Source organism: Flavonifractor sp. An112 (assembly GCF_002161085.1).
Lineage (GTDB): Bacteria > Bacillota > Clostridia > Oscillospirales > Oscillospiraceae > Flavonifractor > Flavonifractor avicola.
In genome coordinates, this window is the sequence record NZ_NFLU01000006.1 from 38,795 (window position 1) to 63,319 (window position 24,525).

Sequence of the window (24,525 nt, forward strand, 5' to 3'; positions counted from 1 at the left end):
CCGGCGGTGAAAGCCGAAATACCCGGCCAGGTGAGGATTACCCAGCACAATAGTACACATTATGGGGCGCCCCGGCTCACAGCGGATCATTATTGGCCTCAAACAGGTCGACCCGCTATGACAACTCGCCCTGTGTCCGGGTTCCCGAACACAAAAACATTCCTGCATGGGTGACAATCCTCTTCCCCATTTTTAGCCTCAAACGTGCGGGCCTCAGAAATAAAATGATACTCTGTACCTTTAATCTACGAATATTCGTAGGTTTGTACACTTATATACGTTCCCGCAATACTTGTCAGACAGAGAAATTTGTACTTCAGTTATGCGGTATATGTGCTATAATAATTTGGGAAAGGATGTAATAGCAATTCGGGCGAGAGGCATAACTGCCGCACCGTAGTTGTCACCCGGGTTACTCGTTAAGGGGTGGTGTGGACATGACAGACTATCTATCTATACGAGAGGCTGCGGAACAGTGGGGCGTATCGGAACGCCGCGTCAATCAGTTTTGCGCAGACGGACGCATCGAGGGTGCCAGAAAGATCGGCGGTTCCTGGGTAATCCCCGCTGATGCCAAAAAACCATCGGATCCCAGAAAGCAAAAGAAGCAAGAGCCGGTGAACGCATCGGCTCCGACAAACCGCGTGTGGGCACCTAATCTGCTGCCCCTGATGAATACCGCCTTTCTTCCCGGCCACTGCGCAAAGTGCATCGAGGCAATGAACGACGGGACCCAGAAGAAGATCGCGATGGCCGAGTATTATTATTTCAGCGGGCAACCGGAATTGGCTGTACGGGAAGTACAGCTTTATCTGACCAGCCCGGATATGGGGGCCCGACTTTCTGCCTGCGTGCTTTATGCCTACGCAAATCTCTCCATCGGACAGATTCAGCGTGCCAGGTTTGCTCTTTCAGAGGTCAACAAGGCTCTGATTGCCGGCTCAGAGAAAATGCCCCAGCTTCGGGCCGCATCTGCCTTTGTGGCTGCGGTGGCAGCCGTGCTGCTTCACCTTCCACTGCCTGAGAGCCTGCCGCCGACCCGCGAATTTCTGCCTCTGCTGCCGCCGGGTCTTCGGGCGTTTGCTCTGTATGTAGAGGCCCACTACCTCTATTTGCAGGGAGAATATGAGAAGAGCGCCGGCGTGGTAGAGGCTACCCTTGCCATGCAAGGAGGAGATTATCCCATTCCCGCTATTTATCTGCATCTGGTGGCAGTAATGGATTACATGAGTCTGAAACAAGCGGAGCGGGCCAAGGCCCATCTCCTGTCAGCCTGGGAACTGGCCCGGCCAGATGATTTGATCGAAGGGTTTGGCGAACACCACGGGCTGCTGGGCGGGATGCTGGAGGCAGTGATCAAGAAGGAGTGGCCGGAAGATTTCAAGCGGATCATTGCGATTACTTACCGGTTTTCTGCCGGCTGGCGTAAGATTCATAACCCGGACACGGGTCACGACGTAGCCGACAACCTGACCACAACGGAGTTTGCAGCGGCTATGCTGGCGGCCAGGGGTTGGACAAACCAGGAGATCAGCGCCCATATGAACATCTCCCCCAACACCGTCAAACGGCACATCTCCACTGCCCTGCAAAAGCTGAACATCAACAACCGCCAGGATCTGAAAAAATACATGCTCCGATAAAAATACTTGCGGGTATTTTGCCCGGTGCCATTAAATCTTTGGGCATATAAAAAGACCTTAAAGTCCTCCGCCTTTAAGGTCTTTTTGTATATCTGCATTTTTACTCCCACTCGGCAAATTCAAATATATGGGGGCGTATTTGAGGTGGTTTTACAGGAAAAACTTTCGCAAATATGTTAATATTTCACCTGCTATTTGGGACACCTCGTTTTCTTAGTATCAAAATAGTATCACAGAAAACCAGAGTTTGCAAGAGTTCCGGGCTTTGCAAGTACCTGTCGAAATTGGCCTCAATTTGAGGCCAATTTCGGCCACTGACCTCCACTCAAAATCAAAGGAGGCAGGCAAGCACCCCTGGGGCTTGCCTGCCTTGATAACCGCAGAGCAAGACCGGGCAGGGCTGTCAATGGCGGCGCATGAAATGCGCCGTTCATCTTGACCATTGACAGCTTTGACCGGGAGTGCTTTCAATATATACTGTTTTTGTAGCAATCGTATTTCTGAAAGCAAGATCATGTTCTACGAAGATCATTGTAGGAGAAAATTCCCTAATCAGATTTTCAATTTGCATTCGGGAATAGATGTCAATATAGTTAAGAGGTTCATCCCACACATACAGATGTGCTTGTTCACAAAGGCTTTTTGCTATCAACACTTTTTTCTTTTGTCCCGCTGAAAAATCTTCCATTTTCTTTTCAAACTGTATTCGTGAAAAATCCATTTTCCGTAAGATTGCCTTAAACAAACTTTCATCAATACGATTGGCTTCCGCAAACTCTGATAACGAACCGTTCAGCATGGAAGTATCTTGAGGTACATAGGACAATATCATGCCAGAACCCATTGCAACCGTCCCACGATGTTCTATTTGTTGCCCGACCAGTAGCTTGAGAATGCTCGTTTTTCCAGAACCATTTTTCCCATCAAGGGCAATGCGTTCTCCCCGCTTTACTGTAAACGAGATTGGCTGGCAAACATCTTTTCCGTCAAAAATTGGTACAACATCAGAGAAAGTCACTAAGGTATCTGAAAAATAGAGAAGCGGAGCGATTTTCAAATCTTCTACGGTTTCCAAATTTTTGAGAAGGCCGGACTTTTCCTCGATTGCCCGTTGCTGCCGCACTTCGATAGCCTTTGAGCGTTTCATCATTTTGGCAGATTTGTGACCAATATACCCTCGGTCAACCGGGCCGTTCCCATATTTTGACGCTTCAATTCGGCCTGACCAGACAGAAGTTCTTTTAGCGGCCTTTTGCATATTATCAATGCTTTTTTTCAGCTTCACATTTTGAGCGAGTTCAAATTCTTGTTGACGCTGGAAGTTGGTGAACCAAGTAGAAAAATTTCCGCTTTGCACTTCGATGTTTGACCGATTGATCGACAGGATATGGTCAACACAGCCATCTAAAAAACAGCGATCATGAGAGACTAAGATAAATCCCTTTTTCCGTTTCAGGTATGCTGAAACGGTTTCTCTGGCTTTCATATCCAAATGGTTTGTCGGTTCATCAATCAGTAAAAAGTGTCCATCATTCAGAAATAGAGCGGCAAGCAGCACCTTGGTCTGCTCTCCATTGGAAAGCGTAAAAAATGGCCTCCAAAGTACATCATCACGGACTTCCAGATAGGATAGTTCTCTCAACAGCTCCCACTCTTCCGCCAGCGGGCAGACTTCCGAGAGAATATCCGTAGTTAATCTGTTTTTGTCGTTCACAGGATATGGAAAGTAATCAAATTGCACAGAGGCTTGTATTTTCCCGTGGTATTCGTACTTTCCAAGCAAGAGATTTAGAAAAGTTGTTTTCCCTCTACCGTTTCTTCCAACAAACCCAAGTTTCCAATCTGTATCAATTTGAAAATTGACATTTTCAAAAATGTTATCATAGCTGGATGGATAGGCAAAGGTAAGGTTCTCGACTCGGATCATCGACATATCGCATTCCTCCTTTATTCCAGGGATCAAGAACATAAAATAAGAGCTGCAAGAAAGTCAATTCTTGCAGCTCGTCACAGCATAATAGTACCACCCCTATCAAGAGTGATACGCCTACGATATAATCGAGTGAATAGACTTTTAACTTTCTTGCAATGGGTACAATGGTACTGTAAAACACAGTATCACTGTATATTCCAATTTATTTGCAAGAAAAGTTAATCATCTTTCCACCTCACCTCTAATGTTTATATTAGCGTATCATAAACGCATGGAATAATCAAGTATAAAAACAAATCCTTTACTTTTACCGCTCCCCCCGATCAACAGAGCGCCGGGGCCGCTTGCGGCCTCTCTCCGCCTGTTCCCGTTGTTTGTCGGCCTGTACTGCTACCGCCACTTGCTCCGGGCCAAAGACCCGCTTGACCCGCTCATAGTCGGCGGAAACTTGCCGCAGGGCCTTGTTCTCCAGCTTTACCTCCTGCAATCGGTCAGACAGGCGGGCGTTGCTCTCCCTCACCCGGCCATAGTCCCCTTGCAGGCGCTCAAATTTCCCTCGCAGCTCCACATAGGCCAGATACAGGGAGCGCAGCACCTTGACGATTTGGGCCAACAGGGGTTTGGCCTTTTTCTCCCGGTAGGCCCGGCCTGTTTCCAGCGTTCCCGGCTCCGGCAAAATCTCGTCCGGGTCGGCGGAGAAGTCCGCAGCCAACCGCTCCATGTTCTTTACCGCCGGGGCCAGTTCTTTGAGCCGCCGTTCCTGGCTCTCTACTAGGCTTTCTTTCTCCGCCTTGACTGTATCCAGGACGGCGATCTCCTTTGCCCGCTGTTCCTTCTTATAGTCCAGTACAGACAGGTGCTTGTCATGGGTTCCCTTGTCCTCCCACTCAATCCCGTGGCGCTCCATAACCAGGGAAAGCCGCTCCTTTTCCGAGCGCACCCACTGGCTCCACTCCGTGTCACCTCTGGTGCCGCCCTTGAACCCCTGGGCCGCTAACGCCTGTTTCAGAGATACCCTGGTGTCCAGCCCTCGCTTGCTCCCCGTGGTAAACGGAACAAAGTCAATGTGCAGATGGGGCGTGGCCTCGTCCATGTGGAGGTGGGCGGAGAACACCCGGAGTTGGGGATTGCGCTCTTGAAAGCCCTTCATGTACTCGTCCAAAACCGCTGCCGCCAGCTGCCCCTCCTCGCTGTCGGCGCTCATATCGTCTCGATTGCCCACTTGCAGAATGATTTCGTGGAACGGCTTTTCCTGCTTGCCCGAGCGGATTTTCTCATAGTAATCCTCAATCCTTCTGTCGGCCCTGGTCTGTTTAGCGTTGTAGCGCTCCAGAGCCTCGTCAAAGAGTTCATGGTACACCGTCTTGATATTCTCCTGGCAGTAGGTGACATTCAAATGGGAGCGTTCCGGATCGGTGTTCTTGGCGTGGAATTTTCTGCTGTTATGGTTCACTGATCCTTGGCCCACCATGGCGCTGATCGTCCTTTTCAAATCAATCCCTCCTTCCTTTTCCGCCGCGCAAGCGGCGGGCCTTTGTTACTTTCTGCGAAAGTAACGCAAAAGCACTTTTGACAGCCTTACGGCCATCAAAAGCGCATTTGCGCCCTACGGGGTGGTGTGGGGGCTTTGCCCCCGGCAACTGCGGTTGCCTCCCCCAGCAGGGCCGCCCTTTGAAAAGGGCACCCTGCACCCCGCCTAAACTTTGTCACTCGCCGTTGGGCAGGGTGGAAAGGCCAGGGGCCTTTCCACCGCCCGGCAAGTGTTTTCCGTGGGGTGAAAGTCAAGGGGTACGGGTTGTATTGCCTTGCGGCAATCTCCACCCGCAGGTATGCCCCCTTGACTTTCGCCCCCGCTCCCCGTGACAGCCGTGACGACCGTGACGATGTTTTGCACACCGCCTCCGCACTCCAAAAAGCTGTCACAGCCGTCACGGTCGTCACGCCTGGGGTTCCTCCAGCGTAAGGCTGATACTCCGTCCGGCATGGGTTCGGGCGCTTTCATAGCGGATATGGTACTCATAGGACAGCCGCCATGCCCGGACATTCAGCCGCATAGCCAGGGCATTGGGTTTCATATCCAGCTCCAGGGCGGTGACAAGTTCCGTGGCCGTCCCTCTCCACTCTGGCCGTTCCGCCGTCACCAGGGCGGCAACAGCCTCCAACACCGGGTCAGGCGGCTCCTGCCGCAGCTCCGTTTCCCGCCGCTCCAGCTCCCACACAAGCCGTTCCTCGTCCCGTTTGAGGTAGAGGCGCTGGTCTTGCTGATCCCGCCCGGAAATGTCCAGGGTGGCGGCGTTGTCTGTCCGCCGCTCCTTTTGGAGCAGGAAGGCCCCGTCTGCCGCACCCAATAAGCCGTTGGTGCCGGAGATCATATCAAACTTATCATCGGCCTGCTGCTTGCGGGTGTGGTGTACCACCAGGAGGCAGACCCCGTTTCCATCGGCAAACCGTTTCAGTTTGGTAATTACCTCGTAGTCGTTGGCATAGCTGTACTTTCCGCCGTCCTCCTCCCGTACTTTTTGCAGGGTGTCGATGATAATAAGCCGGGTGTCCGGGTGTTCCCGGACAAAGCCCTTTAACTGCTCCTCCAGGCCACCGCCGAGCTGCTTGGCTCCGATGGCAAAGAACAGGTTTCCGGTACTCTCTACCCCAAACATCCGGTACAACCGCTCCTGTAAGCGGCGGTGATCGTCCTCCAGGGCCAGATAGAGGACTGTCCCCTGGCGCACCTCATACCCCCACAGGGAAAGGCCCATACTCACATGATAGGCAAGCTGGGCCATGAGAAAGGACTTGCCCACCTTGGGAGCGCCCACAAAGAGATATGTCCCCGCATAGAGCAGACCGTCTATCACAGGAGGTCTGCCAGGGTACACCTGCTCGTAGAGGTCATTCATAGACACGGTAGGCAGATAGGCCGGGTCGTTGACCCGGCTTATCTGCCGCATGATTTCTTCCAAATCTCTTTCCGGGGGCTTGTGTTCTGCCATGCCCTCTGTTATACTTTGGTTAGGTTTTTGTGAGAGCGACTGTCCCCCGTCTGCTGCAACAGACGGATATGGGACGGTCGTTTTCGTTTTCAATCCATCCATCTATCAATCCTCCCTCATGCCGCCCATGATGGCGGCGATCAGCCGGATGGTGTCCAGCAGCTCGCCATCCACGCCATTCCCGGCCTCGATACGCTCCAGTTCTTCCAGAACGGCGGCCAGCTCGTTCCGAAGGGCCTTATACACCCTGGGGTTGCCCCGTACCACCACATCTCGGCACAGCAGCCGCCGGGTGATGTAGTCCTGCTTGGTAAGGCCGGAGAGCCGCACGGCGGTTTCAATTTCCCTGTCCTCCTCCGGGGACACCCGGAAAGCCACAGTTTTGTTTCTCCAGCGGTTGTGTCGGTCAAGATTTTTCGCTGACATGATTTAGGCCCCCTTTCGCTCCATGTCCAGTTTGTCCGCCATCTCCGCCTGCCGGGTGGGGAACAGGTGGGCGTAGCGGTAGGTAATATCAATGCTTTCATGTCCCACCCGGTCAGCGATTGCCAGGGCCGTAAAGCCCATGTCAATGAGCAGCGAAATGTGGGAGTGCCGCAGGTCGTGTATTCTGATCCGCTTGACCCCGGCCTCTTTCGCCCCCCTGTCCATCTCCCGGTGGAGGTAGGATTTTGTCACCGTGAAAATGCGGTCGGTGGGTTTCACCCCATACAGGCTCTTGATATAGTCCCGCATTTCTTCGCAGAGGAAGGCGGGCATTTGAATGACCCGGTTGCTCTTGGGTGTCTTGGGGTCGGTGATGACATCCTTGCCCTTGATCCGCTGGTAGGACTTGGAGATGGTGACGGTCTGTTTTTCGAAGTCAAAGTCACCGGGGGTGAGGGCCAGCAGCTCCCCCTCCCGGACGCCGCACCAGTAGAGCATTTCAAAGGCGTAATAGGAGAGGGGCTTGTCCATCATGGCCTCGGCGAATTTCAGGTACTCCGCCTTTGTCCAGAACAGCATTTCACGTCCCTTGGGCTTGCCCATATTGCCCGCCTGGGCAGCGGGATTGACCTTTAGGTTGTAGTGGCGTACCGCATGGTTGAACACGGCGCTCAACTGATTGTGCAGCGTTTTTAAGTACACCGGAGAGTAGGGTTTGCCGTTCTTGTCCCGGTAACCCAGCATTTCGTTCTGCCAGGCGATGATCTCCTTGGAGTGAATGTCGCACATCTTCCGCTTGCCGAAGTACGGCACCAACTTCTTGTAGAGGATATGCTCTTTCGTCCCCCAGGTGTTTTCCTTGATACGGCCCTTCATGTCCGCCACATAGACGGCTACGAAGTTTTCAAAGGTCATTTCCAGGTCGGCGGTCTGCTGTTGCAGGAATGTCCGCTCCCACTCCAAAGCCTCCCGCTTGGTGGGGAAGCCCCGTTTCATCTTCTTTACTTTCTTACCTGTCCAGTCCTCGTAGTAAAAGGACGCATACCATGTGCCCTTTGCCTTGTCTTTGTATGCCGGCATTGTGGTTCCCTCCTTACTGCCTGTCCCGCAGCCCATAGAATTTTTCCTCGAAGTAGCGCCTGCTCACCCGTCCGGGAATGGTGAGAAAGCCTTTTTTCTTCAGTTCCTCGTTCATTTCCCGCACCAGCTTGTAGGCGTAGGGCTTGGAAACGCCCAGCTCCCTGGCAACCTCCTCCGCCCTCACAAACAGCTCCTTTTCCATGGTCAGCACCTCCTTATTTTTATTTCGCAAATATGTTAATATCCGCATTGTCATTATACATTAACGCCGATGTTAATGTCAAGAATTTATTTCGCATTTTTGTTAATATATATCTTGCATAGTTCGCTTTTTTGCGCTATACTATCCTCAAAGGCGGTGAATGATATGACCGTAGGGGATAAAATCAAGAAAATCCGTACCTTTCGGGGCATGACGCAAAAGGAATTGGGCCTTGCCATCGGTTTGGAGGAAAAGGGTGCGGACAACCGGATTGCCCAGTATGAGACGAATTACCGTGTCCCGAAACGGGAGCTGCTGGACAAGATGGCCGAGGCGCTGCGGGTAGACCGCCAGAACTTCTACACCATCGCCCCTGGCTCTGCCGAGGACTTCATGCGGACATTTTTTTGGCTGGACGAGGACAGCCCAGGCTCTATCCGCCTGTTCCAGCTTGTCCGCAATCCCAGCAAGACAGGGGCCTCCGATGATACCAGCGTGCGCTACAATGACAACGACGACTGGCCCATCCATCCTCCCGTTGGGATTTATTTTCAGTACGGCCTTGTGGACGAGTTCATGCACGAATGGCTTTTGCGCCAGCAGGAACTTGACGCTGGGGAGATCACCAGGGACGAATACTTTGAATGGAAACTCAACTGGCCTTACACCTGTGACGATAGCAAGGAAAGCCAGTATTATGTCACCTGGCGGAAAAATAAATAAGACAAGCAAAAAACCGCCCTGCTGAATTTGTCGTTCAGCAGGGCGGTTTTGCTTGTCCCTTTGTGATTATTCTCTTGGGAATACCGGGCGAACACGAATAGTATCAATCCAGTATCAAGAGCCACAGCGATGGGCAAAAAAGCCTGTATTCATGCGGGTTTGCGCCGTTTTGACGGTCATTCCCACTCAATGGTTCCCGTGGGCTTCGGCGTCAGATCATAGAGTACACGGTTGACGCCCGGCACCTCATGGGTGATCCGGTGGGTGATGTGCTGCAGCAGGGCAAAAGGCACATCCTCCACCGTGGCGGTCATAGCATCCACCGTATTCACCGCACGGATGATAACCGGCCACTCGTCAGCCCGCTTGCCATCCCGGACACCAACGCTCTTGATATCGGGAATGGCAGTGAAGTACTGCCACACCTTGCCCTCCAGACCGTTTTTGGCGAACTCCTCCCGCAGGATAGCGTCAGACTCCCGCACCGCCTCCAGACGATCCCGGGTGATGGCGCCCAGGCACCGCACCCCAAGGCCGGGGCCGGGGAAGGGCTGGCGGTAGACCATGTTGTCGGGCAGGCCCAGGGCCTTGCCGCAGGCACGCACCTCGTCCTTGAAGAGCATCTTCAGAGGCTCTACCAGCTCAAAGTCCAGGTCCTCCGGCAGGCCGCCTACGTTGTGGTGGCTCTTCACCGCTTTCACCGTCTTGGTACCCGACTCAATGATATCGGGATAGATGGTGCCCTGGCCCAGGAAGGAGATGCCTTCCAGCTTCCGGGCCTCTTCCTCAAACACCCGGATAAACTCACCGCCGATGATCTTACGCTTCTGCTCCGGGTCAGCTACCCCGGCCAGCTTGTCCAGGAACCGGTCCACAGCATCCACATAGATCAGATTGGCATCCATCTCATGGCGGAACACCTGGATCACCTGCTCCGGCTCGCCCTTGCGAAGCAGGCCGTGGTTGACATGAACGCAAGTGAGCTGCTTGCCGATGGCCTTGATAAGCAGGGCGGCCACCACCGAGGAGTCTACACCGCCGGACAAGGCCAGCAAAACCTTTTTATCTCCCACCTGCCGGCGGATCAGCTCGATTTGGTCGGCAATGAAGTTGTCCATATTCCAGTTGGCCTCGGCACCGCACACGCCAAAGACGAAGTTGGACAGGGCCTGTTTCCGGGCCTCGTCATCCTCAGGCCAGGGGGCATCCCCCTTGTGGTCGACCATCAATACCGGCAGCTCACAGTTATAAATCTCCTTGGAAATGTCAATCTCCACGCCGTCCACCACCCGGTTGGGACCGCCGTTGAGAATGATGCCCTTCACATTGGGCAAAGCTTGAACCTCTGCCAGGGTAATGTCATGGGGATGAATCTCACTGTAAACACCCAGCGCCCGAACCTCTCGGGCAATTTTGGCGTTCTCCTTGCTGCCAAGGTCCAGGATCAGAATCATGTCCTGCTTCATTGCAGTACCTCCCTGTTCTATGCGCGGCCGGCGGCGGCGCTTTTTGACATTATATCACATTCTCCAGCCTGTGGAAACCTGTCAGCGGCGTTTGGCCAGCTCCTTCCACACTGCCTGGGCAATGACCTCCTGTCCCTCCGGAGACCGAAGAACCTCCAGCACCATGGCCTTGAACTGGTCCTTGGCCTGCTTGGTGGAGAAGAGGGCATCCAACATAGTGGCTCCCCCGCCGCTGGATGCCGGCTCCACCTTGGGCCGCTTGACCGCCGCGGGGCGATATACCGGCTCCTCCTCCGCAGCGGTCAGGCCGCCGCTCATCCAGTCCTCCTGGCGAGTACGATCCCCGCTCTCCCCCCGCAGGTAGAACAGCGACACGCCAAAATAGGCCGCCATCTTCTCCTGCTGGTCTTTGGTTGGGGTAGCACGGCCAGTCTCAAACTTTTCAATGGCGTTTTTGGGAAAACCCAAGGCTGACGCCAGGGCGGGGCGGGACAGGCCCGCCTCGTCCCGCAGGGCCTCAATCCGTTGTGCCATCGTAACCATGTTTTATCTCTCCTTTTTCCAATATGCAAAACGAAAGGGGCCATTCGGCCCCTTTCGTCTGTGTGTGATTTACCGCTGTCCCTTGTCGTAGGGAATACCCTCTGCCTTGGGCGCTCTGGACTTCTTGGAAGTAAAGGCCAGTACGATCAGGGTGATCAGGTAGGGCAGCATCCGGTACAAATGGGGGCTGACACCGATCTCCGCCAGCATAAACACACCGTCACCGTTGATATCGATGCTGGTGTAAGAGGCGGCGATACATTTGAACAAGCCGAACAGCAGGGCTGCACCGGCGATATTCAGGGGCTTCCAGTTACCGAAGATCATAACCGCCAGGGCCAGGAAGCCGAAGCCTGCCACCTCGCCGGTGGAGGCACAGTTGGCGGTGGTAAGGGCGTACACAAAGCCGCCCATACCGGCCAGGGCACCGGAGATGGTGGTACCGGCATAGCGCATCTTGTACACATTGATGCCCAGAGAGTCGGCAGCCTGGGGATTTTCACCGCAGGAGCGCAGCCGCAGACCAAAGCGGGTCTTGTAGAGCAGAATGGACAGGATGACAAACAGGATGATGCAGATATAAGTGGCCAGATAGGTCTTATCAATGAAGGTGGAGCCGAAGAAGCCCATCTCCTCGCTGCGTCCGTATCCAAAGAAGCTCTTTTTGATCATGAAGTAGCTGGCCGCGTCGCCCTCCGCCATCTGCAGGGTGTTCTGGTTGGCCACGATGCGGATGAAGAAGAGCACCAGGGCGGGAGCCAGCAGGTTCAGAGCGGTACCGCCGATGGTCTGGTCTGCCTTCAGATTCACAGATGCGAAGGAGAGCAGCAGGGAGAAAATGGCGCCCAGCACCGCGGCAACTACCATAGCCAGGATCATAAAGCCCTGGAGGGCTACCCAGTCACCGGCAGCCTTGGCATCTACATAGAAGCCAGCCTGCTGCATCAGCCGCACAAACAGTACGCCAGCAAAGGCACCGAAGATCATAATACCTTCAAGGGCCAGGTTGATGATACCGCTGCGCTCGGCGAACACGCCGGCCAGTGCCACGATCATCAGAGGCACGGCATAGATCAAAGTCTGCTGAATGAGGAACGTCATGCTTCACCGCCTCCTTCCTCCACAGCGGCGCTGTCCGGGGGCGTATCCGGCGGCGTGCCCGGCGGTGTATCCGCCGGAAGCGGCTCTGTGGTTGCGGCCACCGTCTGCACCTTGGCATTCTTACGCTTCTTATGGCCGCTGATGAGCATCCGGATCACCAGAGAGAAAGCGCTGAGGTAGACGATGATGGCAATGATTACATCGGTGATATACTCGTTGTAGGCGGTCAGGTTGGTCAGCTGCAGGCCCACGATATCCAGCATGGACATGAAGCAGCCGGCAAAAATCACGCCGATGGGATGGCTGGCCGCCAGCAGGGCCACGGGGATACCGTTAAAGCCAATGGCAGGCAGGGACTGATAGGCCGAAGTCCAGTAGAACTCGGTGTTGCCGGACAGGTAGTACAGGGAGGCAGCAGCACCAGACAGAGCGCCGGCAATAGCCATAGACAGCACGATATTGCGCTTGTCCGCGATACCCGCATACCGGGCGGCATGGCGGTTGGCGCCACAGGCCTTCAGCTGATAGCCCAGGGTGGTCTTGGTCATCAGGATAAAGATCAGGATGGCAATGATGATCGCCACCACAATGCCGCCGTTGACCTGGGAGCCGGGGAAGATCTTGTCCAGCCCCAGCTTGGCCGTCTGCACACCGTTGAACGAAGTCTTATAGATATAGGCCGTCTTGGTGTTCTCCACATGGTTCTGGAGGTTGGCAAACAGGCTGCCGTTGTCAAACAGCCAGGTTACCAGGTTGGCGGCGATCCAGTTGGTCATGATACAGGCCAGCACCTCATTGATGTTGAGGAAGGCCTTGACCAGGCCGGGGATACAACCCCAGATGGCGCCAGCCAGGCATCCGCCCACAAAAGCGATCACCCACACCAGGGGAGCAGGCACCACGCTGGTGGGGATGGACAGGGCCAGGATCAAAGTGGCCGCCGTACCCATCAGATACTGACCGGGTGCACCGATGTTGAACAGGCCGGTCTTGAAGGCCACTGCCACCGAGAGACCGGTGAGGATCAGAGGCGTAGCCCGGAAGAGCATATTGCCCATGTTGGTGGAGTTAAATCCGAACGTAAGGGCACCAGCCGCGCTGCGTCCGGTGCTGAACAGGCCGCCGAATACCAGCTGAACGCCCTCCAGCGCACCCTTAATCCCCAAGCTGGGGTTGAAGATACCGACGATCAGGATGATGATGGCGCCCACTGCCAGGCCGATGAGGATGGCGATCAGCGAAGCCAGCACCGATTTGGTACCCTCTTTTTGTAGTAAGGTGGAACCTCTCTCTTTCACGCGCCTTTCCCCTCCTTCTCTGTCCGCTTGGCGCCGGCCATATAGAGGCCCAGCTCCTGGACGGTGATGGTCTTCGGGTCAAGCTCACCCACGATCTCACCCTCGTACATAACCAGGATGCGGTCGGAAAGACTCATAACCTCGTCCAGCTCCAGGGAGACCAACAACACAGCACGGCCCTTGTCCCGCTCAGCCACCAGCTGCTTGTGGATATACTCGATGGCGCCCACGTCCAGGCCGCGGGTGGGCTGCACCGCAATCAGCAGGGGCTTGTCCCGATCCACTTCCCGGGCAATGATGGCCTTCTGCTGGTTACCGCCCGACATAGACCGGGCAATGGTCACCGGTCCCTGGCCGGAACGCACATCATACTGCTCAATCAGGGCCTCGGCATACTTGCGTACCTCGCCTCTCTTGATAAATCCCAGGTGCTGGAATCTGGGCTCCCGGAACCGCTGAAGTACCATGTTCTGCTCCAGGGTAAAGTCCAGAACCAGGCCGTGCTTATGCCGGTCCTCAGGAATGTGGCTCATGTTCTCCCCGCGCTGATGAATGGAGCAGTGACTGATTTCCTTTCCGCACAGCTGGATGGAACCGCCGCTGCACTTCTCCAAACCGGCAAGGCCGTATACCAGTTCGCTCTGGCCGTTGCCGTCGATGCCCGCAATACATACAATTTCACCCTTGCGGACCTGGAAAGATACGTCATTGACCGCATTGCGCTTATGGGTATGAGAGGGCACTGTCATCCCCTCGACAGAAAGCACCACCTCGCCGGGCGTGGCAGGCGTCTTTTCCACCTGAAGCTGAACCGGCCGGCCCACCATCATATTGGAAAGGGACTGCTTGTCGGTGTCTTTGGTATCCACCGTGCCCACATATTTGCCCTTGCGCAGTACGGTGACCCGATCGGCCACCGCCATGATCTCGTTCAGCTTGTGGGAGATGAAGAGGATGCTCTTCCCCTCCTTGGCAAACTCACGCATGGTGGCCATCAGCTCGTCGATCTCCTGGGGAGTCAGCACGGCGGTAGGCTCGTCAAAAATGAGGATCTCATTGTCCCGGTAGAGCATTTTCAGAATCTCTACCCGCTGCTGCATACCGACCGTGATATCCTCCACCTTGGCGTCCAGATCCACGCTCAGGCCGTATTTCTTGGAGATCTCCTCCACCTTTTTCCGGGCCTCTTTCTTCTGCAGGAAGCCCAGCTTAGTGGTCTCCGCGCCCAGAATGATATTGTCCAGCACCGTAAATACATCGATCAGCTTGAAGTGCTGGTGCACCATGCCGATGCCCAACGCCGTAGCGTCGTTGGGGTTATTGATCTTTACTTTCTCGCCATTTTTGCGGATCTCTCCTGCCTCCGGCTGATACAGGCCGAAAAGCACGCTCATCAGAGTCGATTTTCCCGCGCCGTTTTCGCCCAGCAGCGCATGGATCTCTCCTCTGCGCAGCTGGAGGGTGATGTCGTCGTTGGCGATGATACCAGGAAATTCCTTGGTAATGTGGAGCATCTCAATGATGTTCTCAGTCTCCATAATCCTTATCCCGCCCTCCTCCGTGAGTTGGTTGTTTTTATTATACAATATCGGTAGGAGAAACTCAAGAAATTTGTTCTATTCTCCAATTTCTGAGTCTCCTTCTGCGGAAAAAGAAAGAGCGCCCTGCGGAATTCCGCAGGGCGCCCTCCGGATGGACTGATAATCAGATGACGTTCAGAGTCAGGTTGCTCCAATCGGTAGACTCCAGCTTCTCATAGTCGGCATCCACCACCAGGGAGCCGTCCAGCATCTGCTGATACAGAGCCTCGTACTCCTCAACGGTGAAGGTCTCGAACCGCCAGGAGCTGTCAGCGGTGGGCAGAGCCACAGAGTTGTTCTCCACGCCCAGAGAAGTGGCAACGCCGCCGATCTCGCTGAAGGTGCCGTCATAGACGTGGCCCACGGCCCACTGCACAGCGTCGGACAGGCCCTTCATGGCGGAGGTAACAACGTAATCAGACTCGCCGGACTGATCCACGTCCACGCCGATGACGTACTTGTCATTAGCGGAGGCGGCAGCGGCGATGGACTGGAACATAGAACCGCCGCAGGCAAAGACGATCTCAGTACCGTTGGCATACCAACCGCTGATCATGGTCTGCAGCTCAGTGGAGCCGGAGAAGGTAGCGCCGTACTGCCAGGAGTAGTTCATCTCAACAGTGGTGCCCAGTTCCTTGGCGGCGTCATTGGCGCCCTGGACATAGCCGTAGCCGAAACGGCAGCAGGCAGGGTTGGTGCCGCCGCCGCCGCCGGAGAAGCCCAGCTTGGTGAAGCCGTCCTTCACAGCGGCGTAGCCGGCCAGGTAACCAGCCTGCTCTTCCTTAAAGGCAATAGCGGCCACGTTGGTCAAGATGGGGCTGTCGGGATTCTCGGGATCCTCGGTCAGAGGATAGCCGTCGATGAACACGAAGGGAACTTCGGGGAAGTCAATGGCGGCCTTGCGCAGGGCGGCCTCCTGCAGGAAGCCGGCGCACACGACCACTTCGGCGCCGCCGTCCACGGCAGCCTTCATGGCGTCGTAGCGGTCATCGTCGGTAGCCTCGTTGGCGTTGGCGGGCTGATAGTACTTGTAGGACAGGCCGTTGGCGGCGGCATACAGCTTCACGCCGTCGAAGGTGCCCTGGTTGAAGGACTTGTCCTTCAGCTGGCCCACGTCGGTGACGAAGGCCACCTGGAACTTGCCGTCCTCAGAGGTCATGGTGTCGGAAATGGAGTCTGGATCGGTGGCAGCCTCGCCGCCGGGGGTCTCGCTGTTGCCGGGGGTAGTCTCCACGTTGCCGGGAGTCTCACTGTTGCCGCTGGGGGTCTCGGTGGTACCGCCACCACCGCCACAGGCTGCCAGGCCCACGATCATCGCAAGAGAGAGCAGCAGCGCAAGGAGCTTCTTAGACTTCTTCAATGTGATCTACCTTCCTTTCATATCACACAAATCGCCCAGGTCGGTCTGCAACGGCGTTGTTTCTCCTCCCTGAGCTTGGTCTTATTATACTCTGTTCCCGAAAAAAGGGCAACCTACAATTTACACAAACCATTCAATTTTTACAAATTCTCAACGCTGTTTTCCTACCTCTCCCAGTAAAAACGGCAAAGGAGCGGCCTTCCGCCGCTCCTTTGCCATAATTTGTCACTCAATGGAGACCACTTCGTAGCCTGCTTCCGTAACAGCGTTCTTCAATACCTCATCTGCCACATCCTTACTCAGAGTAACGGTGGCGGTCTTGGCGGCCAGATCCACAGTGGCGGTCACACCGTCGATTGCGTTAAGGGCCTTCTCCACATGGGCCTGGCAGTGAGCGCACATCATTCCGTTGATGGTCATAGTCTTGGTCATGGTACTCGTTCCTTTCTGTGTTTCAATTTGCTCCGCCGGCGCCTCGGGATGGAGGGGCCGGAAAAGCTTCAGACGCAGGGCGTTGGACACCACACACACCGAGCTGAGGCTCATAGCAGCGGCGCCGAACATGGGAGAGAGCTGCCAGCCGGTGATGGGGAACCATACCCCAGCGGCCAGCGGGATGCCGATGATGTTATAAATAAAGGCCCAGAACAGGTTCTCCTTGATATTGCGAATCACCTTTTTGGAAAGGCGCACGGCGGTGACCGCGTCCAGCAGGTCGCTCTTCATCAGCACCACGTCGGCCGACTCGATGGCCACATCGGTGCCCGCCCCGATGGCCATACCCACATCGGCCCGGGCCAGCGCGGGGGCATCGTTGATGCCGTCGCCAATCATGGCCACCCGCTTCCCCTGGGCCTGGAGCTCGGCCACCACCTTCTCCTTATCCTGGGGCAGCACCTCAGCAATCACCTGAGTAACCCCCAGCTCCCGGCCTACCGCCTCGGCGGTACGCCGGTTGTCGCCGGTGAGCATGACCACGTCGATGCCCAGTTCCCGGAAGCCCCGGATGGCTGCGGCACTGGTGGGTTTGGGAGGATCGGCCACAGCTACAATCCCCAACACCTTACCATGTTCGGCAAAGTACAGCGGGGTCTTGCCGTTTTGGGCCAGGGCCTCTCCCCTGTCGCCAAAGCCCTCCAGGGAAATGCCCGCCTCCTCCAGCATGGCCCGGTTGCCCGCCAGCACAGAAGCGCCGTGGAGGGTACCCCGGACCCCCCGGCCGGACAGGGCCTGAAAGTCCTGGATGGGAGCCAGAGGAATGTTTCGCTTCTCCGCCTCGGTCAGGATGGCATCAGCCAGCGGGTGCTCAGAGGGCTTCTCCAGAGAGGCCGCTACGCACAGCAGTTCCTCCTCCGTCACCCCCTCCGCTGGGATGCAGTCGGTGACCGCCGGTTTTCCCTGAGTCAGGGTGCCTGTCTTGTCCACCACCACGGTACGGACCGTGTGGAGGGTTTCCAACGCCTCGGCGGATTTGATGAGGATGCCGTTTTCCGCCCCTTTGCCGGTACCCACCATGATAGCCACCGGAGTGGCCAGGCCCAGGGCGCAGGGGCAGGAGATCACCAGCACCGCCACTCCGGCGGTGAGGGCAGACTCGATGGACTGGGTGAGGACAAACCACACCACCGCCGTCACCAGAGCAATGCCAATCACCACGGGCACAAAGACCCCGGCCACCTTGTCGGCCAGTTTGGCAATGGGTGCCTTGGAGGCAGAGGCCTCCTCCACCAATTTGATCATCTGGGCCAGGGTGGTGTCCTCCCCTACCCGGGTGGCCCGGAACACAAAGTAACCGGATTTATTGATGGTAGCGGCGGCTACCTGGTCGCCGACCCCTTTCTCCACCGGCAGGGACTCGCCGGTGAGGGCGGACTCGTCCACCGAGGAGTTCCCTTCCACCACGATCCCGTCCACCGGGATGCGGCCGCCGGGACGCACCACCACCAGGTCGCCCATCGTTACCTCTTCCACCGGGATCTCCACCTCTGCCCCATTCCGCAGAACCGCGGCAGTTTTAGGGGCCAGATCCATCAGCCGGGTAATGGCCTGACTGGTCTTGCCTTTGGACCGGGTCTCCAGCCACTTGCCCAGGGTAATGAGGGTAAGGATCATACCGGCTGACTCAAAGTACAGATCCATGGACCACTTGTCCACCCGGGCCTGATCTCCGTGGCCCAGGCCCCAAGCGATCTGGAACAGGGCGGCCACGCCGTAGATCACGGCAGCGGAGGATCCCAGGGCAATCAGGGAATCCATGTTAGGCGAGCGGTGCCACAGGGTTTTAAAGCCCACCTTATAGTATTTATCATTGATATACATAATAGGCAGAGTGAGCAGGAACTGAATCAGAGCCACCACAAACACGTTGCCCGGATCGTGGAAAAAGGCGGGCAGAGGCCAGCCCATCATGTGGCCCATGGCGATATAGAAGAGAGGCACCAGGAAAATGAGGGAGGTCAAAAACCGCCGCTTCATACCGGCGGCCTCTTCCTCCATCCTATTGACCTGCTTAGGCTGGGCCGTCACTCCTTTGACTGCCGGGAGGGAGGCTCCGTAGCCCGCCTCCTCCACCGCGTGGATGATCTGCCCGGCATCGGTGGCACCCTCGTCGTAGTCCACCACCATGGAGTTGCCCAGCAGATTCACATTGACCCCGTCCACGCCGGCCACTTTGCACACAGCCTTTTCCACATGAGCCGAACACGCCGCGCAGGTCATGCCTTGTACATCGAACTTTTGCTTCATGGTCTCACCATATCGTCTTTCTACTTTAAAATCTTGCCCAGCGTGCCGATAAACTCATCCACCTTCTGGCTGCGTTCCTCCGGCGTTTCCGCCTCCTGAACGCAGTGCTTGAGATGGGCCGCCAGGATCTCTTTATTGGTACGGTTCAAAATAGCTTCCGTAGCCATAAGCTGCTGGGAGATATCGATACAATATCGATTCTCTTCCACCATTTTTATAATTCCGTCAATCTGTCCCCGGGCGGTACGCAGCAGCCGGAGGACTGTTTTCTGGTCTGCCATCATATCAGACACCCCCCTGGGGTGTAGTATAGCATCATCAGTTAGTCGTGTCAACCTCCCCTGTCGAAAAGTCCCGGAAAAAAAGTAGGAAAAAAGGGGTTGACATATTAGAATATTTGAATATAATAATATACAGATCAAGACAGGGAGGTGATCCTATGGAAGGTACGGATTCCATCTATCTGGAGAAGGCGGAGCTGCTGAAGGCCCTGTCCCATCCCGTCCGACTGCGGATCGTCCGGGGCCTGCTCCACTGCGGCTGCCGCAACGTGGGCTGTATGGAGGCCAATACCGGCCAGTCCCAGTCCTGCATCTCCCAGCACCTGATGCGCCTGAAGGCCGCCGGTATTGTAAAGGCGGCCCGGTCAGGCAACGAGGTCTATTACGAGGTCTCCGATCCTCAGACAGCGGCTGTGATTGCCGCTCTGTTCGGAGAGTGTGAGGAGGAATACCATTGTACGACATCGCAGTAATCGGCAGCGGCCCTGCCGGCCTGTCGGCCGCCGTCCAGGCACGGGTTCGAAATAAATCGGTGCTGGTGGTGGGCGGTGACGACCGGGATAATCCCCTCTATAAAACTCCACGCATCGAAAACTACCTGGGCTTTCCCCAAGCCAGCGGACAGGAACTGCTGGATCGGTTCCACGCCCACGCTCGTGAAATGGGAGCCGAACGAAAAGAGGGCCGTGTTCTGAATATCATGCCCATGGGCGACACATTCTATCTCAGCATCGGTTCTGAGATGGAACAGGCCCGGGCCATCATTCTGGCTACCGGCGTGGTGTGGGCCAACAAGTATCCCGGCGAGGCGGAGTATCTGGGCCGGGGCGTCAGCTACTGCGCCACCTGCGACGGAATGCTCTACCGGGGCAAGGAAGTCGTTGTGGTGGGTAAAGCCGCCGACGCCCCTCAGGAGGCCAACTACCTCCAGGAGCTGGGATGTAAGGTCACCTACGTCAGCGACAAGGCCCCCGACGGCCTGCGGCCCGACATTCCCTATGTGAAGGCTCCCAAGGTGGAGATCACCGGCAGCAGCAAGGTGGAATCCATTCGGGCCGGCAGCACCACCATTCCCTGTGAGGGTGTGTTCATCCTCCGCCCCTCGGTGGCTCCCGCCGATCTGCTCCCCGGCCTGGCACTGGAGGGCGGATATATCCAGGTAGACCGGAACATGGCTACCAGTGTACCCGGCGTCTTTGCCGCCGGCGATTGCACTGGCCTCCCGCTCCAGGTATCCAAAGCCGTAGGCGAAGGTCTGGTGGCCGGCCTGCGGGCTGCGGAATACGTAGACCACATGAGCAATTCAAATTGATTTGATACAGAGAAAGGATGTTATCTATGTCTATCATTCATCTGACCAACGATGCCTTCGACAAGGCGGTTTCCAACGGTATCTCCATGGTGGATTTCTGGGCTTCCTGGTGCGGCCCCTGCAAGATGCTCTCCCCCGTGATGGAGGATCTGGCGGGCAAGTACGAGGGCAAGGCCCTGGTGGGTAAGGTCAACGTGGACGACGAGCCCGACCTGGCCATGCGCTTCGGCGTCATGAGTATCCCCACCGTCATTTTCCTGAAGGACGGCAAGGAGTTTGACCGCAAGGTGGGCGTCATGCCTCCCCAGGCCTACACCGCCGTGCTGGATGCCAACCTGTAATCTCATTCGTGCAGCAAAAGGGCTGCCGCCAAATCTGGCGGCAGCCCTTTTGTTGTGCCGATCAGCCCCGCACCTTTTTCAGCAGAGCCTCAATTTCCTCCGACTTGAGCACCTTACCATAGGACACCACTTTTCCATCCACCACCAGGCCGGGCGTAGTCATGATCCCGTACTGAGCGATCTGGGTGAAGTCGGTGACATGGCCGATGGTAGACTGTGTGTCTCCCATCCGCTCCAGCGCCGCCCGGGTATTTGCCTCCAGCGTCCGGCAGTTCTGGCAGCCGGAACCCAGGATGAGGATGGATGCCTCCGCCTGCTCAGGCGCGGCGCTGCCGCCGCAGCCGCAGGCATAGCAGCAGCTGTTCTTTTCCTTCTTGCCAAATCCAAACAGTCCCATTACAAGTTACCTACATAAATGATTTGATATGGTTCTCAGATTACAAAAAAATACTGAAAGAAATTGAAGAAATAACCCACCAGAATAATGCCTGCCGTGCAGATCCCGATAAAAGCCGCCAGCAGCCGGGGCTTCACCGCCTTTTTCAGCATAATGAGCGAGGGCAGGCTCAGGGTGGTCACCGCCATCATGAAGGACAGGATGGTCCCCAGGCTGGCTCCTTTAAACAGCAGGCTCTCCGCCACCGGGATGGTACCAAATATATCGGCGTACATGGGTACCCCCACCAGGGTAGCCAGAATTACCGCCGCTGGATTACGGCTGCCCAATGCCGTTTCCACCCAGGTCTGGGGGATCATATTGTGGATCACTGCGCCGATGGCCACCCCGATCAAAATATAGGGCGTCACCTTTCGGATGGTGCTGAGCAGCTGCTCTTTGGCGTAGGCCGCCCGGTCACGGCGCGTCAGCTTCTCCCTTTCCAACTCAATATTGGGTGCATTTTTGATGAAGTCCTCCACATACCGGTCCATTCCCAGTTTTTCCAGCAGCGTGCCTCCAATCACCGCCACCACCAGGCCCAGCACCACATACACCACCGCCACACGGGCGCCAAAAATGCTCATCAACAGTACCAGCGAGCCCAGATCCACCATGGGCGAGGAGATGAGGAAGGAAAAGGTCACCCCTACAGGCAGTCCGGCACTGGTAAATCCCATAAAAATCGGAATGGAAGAGCAGGAACAAAAGGGGGTCACCGTGCCCAAAAGGGCTGCCACCGTATTGGCCCCAAGCCCGTGAAACCGTCCCAGGATGCGCTTGGTCCGTTCAGGCGGGAAGTAGCTTTGCAGATAAGATATGCCAAAAATCAACACCGACAGCAGAATGAAAATTTTGATGGTATCGTAAATGAAAAAGTGCAGACTGCCGCCCAGAGTGCTGTCCAGCTTCAGGCCCAGCGCCTCCAGTATGGCGCCGATCCACCCGCTGAGCCACTGCATACCCAGGACCTGGTCCTGGAGAAACCGGCCAAAAGCGCTTAAAAAATCCATCTAACTATCCCCTTTCCAGCAGATACATTCATAGTTCTAAATATATCGATATGACGTTCATAAGAAAAGCCACCGTCCGAACGATGGCTTTATTTTCGGCAAGCACAACCCGTATCAGCAGCGCCCCCGCTGTTGGTAAGCGCCTGAAGCCGCTCCCGGGCCCGCCGGGCGCCCTCCTCGCTGATGGCATAGTGCATCCACTTTCCCTCTGGATGCCCTACCACCACACCGGAATCACACAGGATCTTCATATGGTAGGAAAGGGTGGATTGGCTGATCTCCAGATCCTCCAGCAGCACACAGGCGCACTTCTCTCCTCCACGGAGCAGCTCCAGAATTTTCAGCCGGTTGGGGTCGCAAAAGGCTTTAAATATTCTGGCGTCCTCAGCATGGCGGTCCATGGTCTCCCCTCCAATCAATCGAATTTTTTCGATGTGTAGATCATACTCCATAGATGGTCATCTGTCAACAGCTATTTTTGGCGCAAGAAAAAGTGCCCATCTCACCAGAGACAGGCACTTATTCTCACTCATCCTCTTCTCCCAGCAGATGGGAAGCCAGCGCACAGATCACACCGGCAATGGGATAGACGATCCATCCCCAGGCCCAGCCCCAGTTTCCACCGTAGTCCCCTTCCAGGGCCATAGAGCCAAACCCCAGAATCATGTAAATCACGGTGGCGGCCAGCATGATGGCCCCGCACACCTTGCCCACCTTCTTCCGTTGAGCTACCGCCTCCGGGCTGGGGTCGTGCTCCTTGTTCCACTGGTCAATCTCATATTTGCCCTTCCGCAGGACAGCCCATACCAGCACCGCCACGCCAATCGCGATGATGATCAGGAACACCGCCGCTACCTTAGCCTCCGCCCGATCACCCATCAGCTCCGCACTGTCCCCCAGCAGGATCAGCCACACCACCGCAAGGAAAAAGCCCACGATAGGCAGAGCGATGAGGAAGGGATAGCGATTCAGGAACCGCTCCCGCTGCTCTTTGGTATAGAAATCCTGAAGGACCGGGTGTTCCTTCTCAAAGCGATCATAGCGCATACCGACAATCACCAGGATGGCCACCGCCACCGCGATCCCCGAGATGAGCACCGCCGCCACCCAATTCTCTGGCATACCCACCGCACCGTAGAGCCCCAGCGCGCCCCCCACCGACAGGATGATAAGCCCTGTCGCCATGGCGATCCAATTGGAGAACCAGTTCATAAAACGGTCGTATCCAACGGCGTCGGTCTGATAATTGGCCCGCACATCCCCCCGCAGCAGGGTGTCCAGGTCGGTGTGGAACAGCTCACACAGCACCAGTAATTTTTCCATTTCTGGAAAACTGGTATCCGACTCCCACTTGCTCACCGACTGCCGGGACACCTGAAGGGCCTCGGCCAGCCCCTCCTGGGTCATCCCGGCCCGGTCCCGGAGAAATTGTAGATTCGTCCCAAAACTCATGGTCTCTGCCTCCTCTCAAGGTGGCTATAACATATCAAAACCCAAGCGCAACTGAAACCAATTTGCAGTTGCGTTTGGGTTTTTTCCTGTAAACTTTCGGTTGCATCGGGCTTTTTGCCCTCAAAAAATGCTCAGTGGGACCGGCCGCCCAGCATGGCGTTCAGCTCCGCCTGGGTACAGTGATAATCCCCGTCTCCGCTGCGGCGGTAGGACCCTCTGCGGAGATTGCCCCCGATATACACCGGCCGCTGATCCTGTTCCGCCATAGGCACGGTAATGGCCACAATATCCCCGCCGTCCACATGGAGGATCTGGATGTCCTCCTCGTTTAGGATATTGAGGCTGACCACTGCCGGATCGTCCAGACCGGCAATGAACTCCTCCACCATGCCCTGGGGGTCCAGCAGACCCTGTACCCGCAGGCTGTGGTCGGGCAGCTCCTCCACCCCCAGCAGGATCACCCCGCCGTAGCTATTGGCAAAGGCGGAGTAGGTCTCCCAGATGCTGTGGGGCAGACCGCCGGTGGCCAGCTTGGCCTCCAGGCGGTTGTTCTCCCGATAGCGGCTAATCTGTGTGAAGTCGAACATAGGGCCTGCCTCC

Annotated in this window: 24 protein-coding genes; 5 read left to right on the forward strand and 19 right to left on the reverse strand. The window is 56.1% G+C overall.

Features of this window, described 5'->3' with window-relative positions:
• The first annotated feature begins 437 nt into the window (after positions 1-437).
• Positions 438-1,643, forward strand: a complete 1,206-nt coding sequence (locus B5E56_RS06855; protein WP_087389159.1) for a LuxR C-terminal-related transcriptional regulator — start codon at positions 438-440, stop codon at positions 1,641-1,643.
• Positions 1,644-2,073: 430 nt separating this feature from the next.
• Here B5E56_RS06855 and abc-f read toward each other — a convergent pair whose 3' ends face one another.
• The 6 genes from abc-f to B5E56_RS06885 form a co-directional block, all read right to left on the reverse strand.
• Positions 2,074-3,576 carry a ribosomal protection-like ABC-F family protein gene (gene abc-f, locus B5E56_RS06860; RefSeq protein WP_087389160.1) on the reverse strand — a complete coding sequence of 501 codons (1,503 nt, stop codon included), beginning with the start codon at positions 3,574-3,576 and terminating at the stop codon, positions 2,074-2,076.
• A gap of 307 nt (positions 3,577-3,883) precedes the next feature.
• Positions 3,884-5,068 carry a plasmid recombination protein gene (locus tag B5E56_RS06865; RefSeq protein WP_343214237.1) on the reverse strand — a complete coding sequence of 395 codons (1,185 nt, stop codon included), beginning with the start codon at positions 5,066-5,068 and terminating at the stop codon, positions 3,884-3,886.
• Between the two features lie 445 nt (positions 5,069-5,513).
• On the reverse strand, positions 5,514-6,668 hold the full coding sequence (locus B5E56_RS06870) for a helicase RepA family protein (protein ID WP_087389161.1): 1,155 nt from the start codon (positions 6,666-6,668) through the stop codon (positions 5,514-5,516).
• 3 nt (positions 6,669-6,671) lie between these two features.
• A complete protein-coding gene (locus B5E56_RS06875; RefSeq protein WP_087340671.1) occupies positions 6,672-6,992 on the reverse strand; it encodes a plasmid mobilization protein in 321 nt (106 codons plus the stop codon).
• A 3-nt stretch (positions 6,993-6,995) separates the two neighbouring features.
• Complete coding sequence (locus B5E56_RS06880; RefSeq protein WP_087340669.1) at positions 6,996-8,072, reverse strand: site-specific integrase; 1,077 nt, start codon at positions 8,070-8,072, stop codon at positions 6,996-6,998.
• Positions 8,073-8,085: 13 nt separating this feature from the next.
• Entirely contained in the window at positions 8,086-8,274 is a 189-nt protein-coding gene (locus tag B5E56_RS06885; RefSeq protein WP_087340667.1) for a MarR family transcriptional regulator, read from the reverse strand.
• Between the two features lie 165 nt (positions 8,275-8,439).
• Between B5E56_RS06885 and B5E56_RS06890 the strand changes: the two genes are divergently transcribed.
• Positions 8,440-8,997, forward strand: a complete 558-nt coding sequence (locus B5E56_RS06890) for a helix-turn-helix domain-containing protein (RefSeq protein WP_087340666.1) — start codon at positions 8,440-8,442, stop codon at positions 8,995-8,997.
• Positions 8,998-9,173: 176 nt separating this feature from the next.
• On the opposite strand, the gene guaA is transcribed toward B5E56_RS06890, so the two are convergent.
• From guaA to B5E56_RS06930, 8 genes are all read right to left on the reverse strand, one after another.
• Entirely contained in the window at positions 9,174-10,463 is a 1,290-nt protein-coding gene (gene guaA / locus B5E56_RS06895) for a glutamine-hydrolyzing GMP synthase (protein ID WP_087268795.1), read from the reverse strand.
• A gap of 81 nt (positions 10,464-10,544) precedes the next feature.
• The gene (locus tag B5E56_RS06900) at positions 10,545-11,006 is read right to left on the reverse strand and encodes a helix-turn-helix domain-containing protein (RefSeq protein WP_087268792.1); all 462 of its coding nucleotides are present in this window, start codon (positions 11,004-11,006) and stop codon (positions 10,545-10,547) included.
• 69 nt (positions 11,007-11,075) lie between these two features.
• On the reverse strand, positions 11,076-12,107 hold the full coding sequence (locus tag B5E56_RS06905) for an ABC transporter permease (RefSeq protein ID WP_087188535.1): 1,032 nt from the start codon (positions 12,105-12,107) through the stop codon (positions 11,076-11,078).
• The gene (locus B5E56_RS06910) at positions 12,104-13,405 is read right to left on the reverse strand and encodes an ABC transporter permease (protein ID WP_087268789.1); all 1,302 of its coding nucleotides are present in this window, start codon (positions 13,403-13,405) and stop codon (positions 12,104-12,106) included. The genes B5E56_RS06905 and B5E56_RS06910 overlap by 4 nt, the downstream gene beginning before the upstream one ends.
• A complete protein-coding gene (locus B5E56_RS06915; protein WP_087389162.1) occupies positions 13,402-14,943 on the reverse strand; it encodes an ABC transporter ATP-binding protein in 1,542 nt (513 codons plus the stop codon). The genes B5E56_RS06910 and B5E56_RS06915 overlap by 4 nt, the downstream gene beginning before the upstream one ends.
• A 166-nt stretch (positions 14,944-15,109) precedes the next feature.
• Positions 15,110-16,345 carry a BMP family lipoprotein gene (locus tag B5E56_RS06920; RefSeq protein WP_087188538.1) on the reverse strand — a complete coding sequence of 412 codons (1,236 nt, stop codon included), beginning with the start codon at positions 16,343-16,345 and terminating at the stop codon, positions 15,110-15,112.
• A 225-nt stretch (positions 16,346-16,570) separates the two neighbouring features.
• Positions 16,571-19,090 carry a heavy metal translocating P-type ATPase gene (locus tag B5E56_RS06925; RefSeq protein WP_087389163.1) on the reverse strand — a complete coding sequence of 840 codons (2,520 nt, stop codon included), beginning with the start codon at positions 19,088-19,090 and terminating at the stop codon, positions 16,571-16,573.
• Between the two features lie 20 nt (positions 19,091-19,110).
• Positions 19,111-19,374, reverse strand: a complete 264-nt coding sequence (locus B5E56_RS06930; protein WP_087188540.1) for a metal-sensing transcriptional repressor — start codon at positions 19,372-19,374, stop codon at positions 19,111-19,113.
• A gap of 155 nt (positions 19,375-19,529) precedes the next feature.
• On the opposite strand from B5E56_RS06930, the gene B5E56_RS06935 reads away from it, so the two are divergent.
• The 3 genes from B5E56_RS06935 to trxA are packed head-to-tail and all read left to right on the forward strand — an operon-like array spanning position 19,530 to position 21,024.
• Entirely contained in the window at positions 19,530-19,844 is a 315-nt protein-coding gene (locus B5E56_RS06935) for an ArsR/SmtB family transcription factor (RefSeq protein WP_087188541.1), read from the forward strand.
• Positions 19,826-20,683, forward strand: coding sequence for an NAD(P)/FAD-dependent oxidoreductase (locus tag B5E56_RS06940; protein ID WP_087389164.1), 858 nt, complete (start codon positions 19,826-19,828; stop codon positions 20,681-20,683). Before B5E56_RS06935 ends, B5E56_RS06940 begins: the two co-directional genes overlap by 19 nt.
• A gap of 26 nt (positions 20,684-20,709) precedes the next feature.
• Complete coding sequence (gene trxA / locus B5E56_RS06945) at positions 20,710-21,024, forward strand: thioredoxin (protein ID WP_087389165.1); 315 nt, start codon at positions 20,710-20,712, stop codon at positions 21,022-21,024.
• 61 nt (positions 21,025-21,085) lie between these two features.
• Here the strand turns inward: trxA and B5E56_RS06950 are convergent, their stop codons facing one another.
• From B5E56_RS06950 to B5E56_RS06970, 5 genes are all read right to left on the reverse strand, one after another.
• Entirely contained in the window at positions 21,086-21,421 is a 336-nt protein-coding gene (locus B5E56_RS06950) for a thioredoxin family protein (protein ID WP_087389166.1), read from the reverse strand.
• Between the two features lie 35 nt (positions 21,422-21,456).
• The gene (locus B5E56_RS06955) at positions 21,457-22,473 is read right to left on the reverse strand and encodes a permease (protein WP_087389167.1); all 1,017 of its coding nucleotides are present in this window, start codon (positions 22,471-22,473) and stop codon (positions 21,457-21,459) included.
• A gap of 89 nt (positions 22,474-22,562) precedes the next feature.
• Positions 22,563-22,874: an ArsR/SmtB family transcription factor gene (locus B5E56_RS06960; protein ID WP_087389168.1), complete on the reverse strand. Its 312-nt coding sequence runs from the start codon at positions 22,872-22,874 to the stop codon at positions 22,563-22,565.
• Positions 22,875-22,998: 124 nt separating this feature from the next.
• The gene (locus B5E56_RS06965; protein WP_087389169.1) at positions 22,999-23,925 is read right to left on the reverse strand and encodes a helix-turn-helix domain-containing protein; all 927 of its coding nucleotides are present in this window, start codon (positions 23,923-23,925) and stop codon (positions 22,999-23,001) included.
• Between the two features lie 131 nt (positions 23,926-24,056).
• Positions 24,057-24,512 carry an AlbA family DNA-binding domain-containing protein gene (locus B5E56_RS06970; RefSeq protein ID WP_087389170.1) on the reverse strand — a complete coding sequence of 152 codons (456 nt, stop codon included), beginning with the start codon at positions 24,510-24,512 and terminating at the stop codon, positions 24,057-24,059.
• Between the last annotated feature and the right edge of the window lie 13 nt (positions 24,513-24,525).

Bases quoted from the DNA above. Each gene is read 5' to 3' on its own strand.
- B5E56_RS06855 (WP_087389159.1), top strand. From the start codon at position 438: ATGACAGACTATCTATCTATACGAGAGGCTGCGGAACAGTGGGGCGTA.
- abc-f (WP_087389160.1), bottom strand. From the start codon at position 3,576: ATGTCGATGATCCGAGTCGAGAACCTTACCTTTGCCTATCCATCCAGC.
- B5E56_RS06870 (WP_087389161.1), bottom strand. From the start codon at position 6,668: ATGGATGGATTGAAAACGAAAACGACCGTCCCATATCCGTCTGTTGCA.
- B5E56_RS06875 (WP_087340671.1), bottom strand. From the start codon at position 6,992: ATGTCAGCGAAAAATCTTGACCGACACAACCGCTGGAGAAACAAAACT.
- B5E56_RS06880 (WP_087340669.1), bottom strand. From the start codon at position 8,072: ATGCCGGCATACAAAGACAAGGCAAAGGGCACATGGTATGCGTCCTTT.
- B5E56_RS06885 (WP_087340667.1), bottom strand. From the start codon at position 8,274: ATGGAAAAGGAGCTGTTTGTGAGGGCGGAGGAGGTTGCCAGGGAGCTG.
- B5E56_RS06890 (WP_087340666.1), top strand. From the start codon at position 8,440: ATGACCGTAGGGGATAAAATCAAGAAAATCCGTACCTTTCGGGGCATG.
- guaA (WP_087268795.1), bottom strand. From the start codon at position 10,463: ATGAAGCAGGACATGATTCTGATCCTGGACCTTGGCAGCAAGGAGAAC.
- B5E56_RS06900 (WP_087268792.1), bottom strand. From the start codon at position 11,006: ATGGTTACGATGGCACAACGGATTGAGGCCCTGCGGGACGAGGCGGGC.
- B5E56_RS06905 (WP_087188535.1), bottom strand. From the start codon at position 12,107: ATGACGTTCCTCATTCAGCAGACTTTGATCTATGCCGTGCCTCTGATG.
- B5E56_RS06915 (WP_087389162.1), bottom strand. From the start codon at position 14,943: ATGGAGACTGAGAACATCATTGAGATGCTCCACATTACCAAGGAATTT.
- B5E56_RS06925 (WP_087389163.1), bottom strand. From the start codon at position 19,090: ATGAAGCAAAAGTTCGATGTACAAGGCATGACCTGCGCGGCGTGTTCG.
- B5E56_RS06930 (WP_087188540.1), bottom strand. From the start codon at position 19,374: ATGATGGCAGACCAGAAAACAGTCCTCCGGCTGCTGCGTACCGCCCGG.
- B5E56_RS06935 (WP_087188541.1), top strand. From the start codon at position 19,530: ATGGAAGGTACGGATTCCATCTATCTGGAGAAGGCGGAGCTGCTGAAG.
- trxA (WP_087389165.1), top strand. From the start codon at position 20,710: ATGTCTATCATTCATCTGACCAACGATGCCTTCGACAAGGCGGTTTCC.
- B5E56_RS06950 (WP_087389166.1), bottom strand. From the start codon at position 21,421: ATGGGACTGTTTGGATTTGGCAAGAAGGAAAAGAACAGCTGCTGCTAT.
- B5E56_RS06955 (WP_087389167.1), bottom strand. From the start codon at position 22,473: ATGGATTTTTTAAGCGCTTTTGGCCGGTTTCTCCAGGACCAGGTCCTG.
- B5E56_RS06960 (WP_087389168.1), bottom strand. From the start codon at position 22,874: ATGGACCGCCATGCTGAGGACGCCAGAATATTTAAAGCCTTTTGCGAC.
- B5E56_RS06965 (WP_087389169.1), bottom strand. From the start codon at position 23,925: ATGAGTTTTGGGACGAATCTACAATTTCTCCGGGACCGGGCCGGGATG.
- B5E56_RS06970 (WP_087389170.1), bottom strand. From the start codon at position 24,512: ATGTTCGACTTCACACAGATTAGCCGCTATCGGGAGAACAACCGCCTG.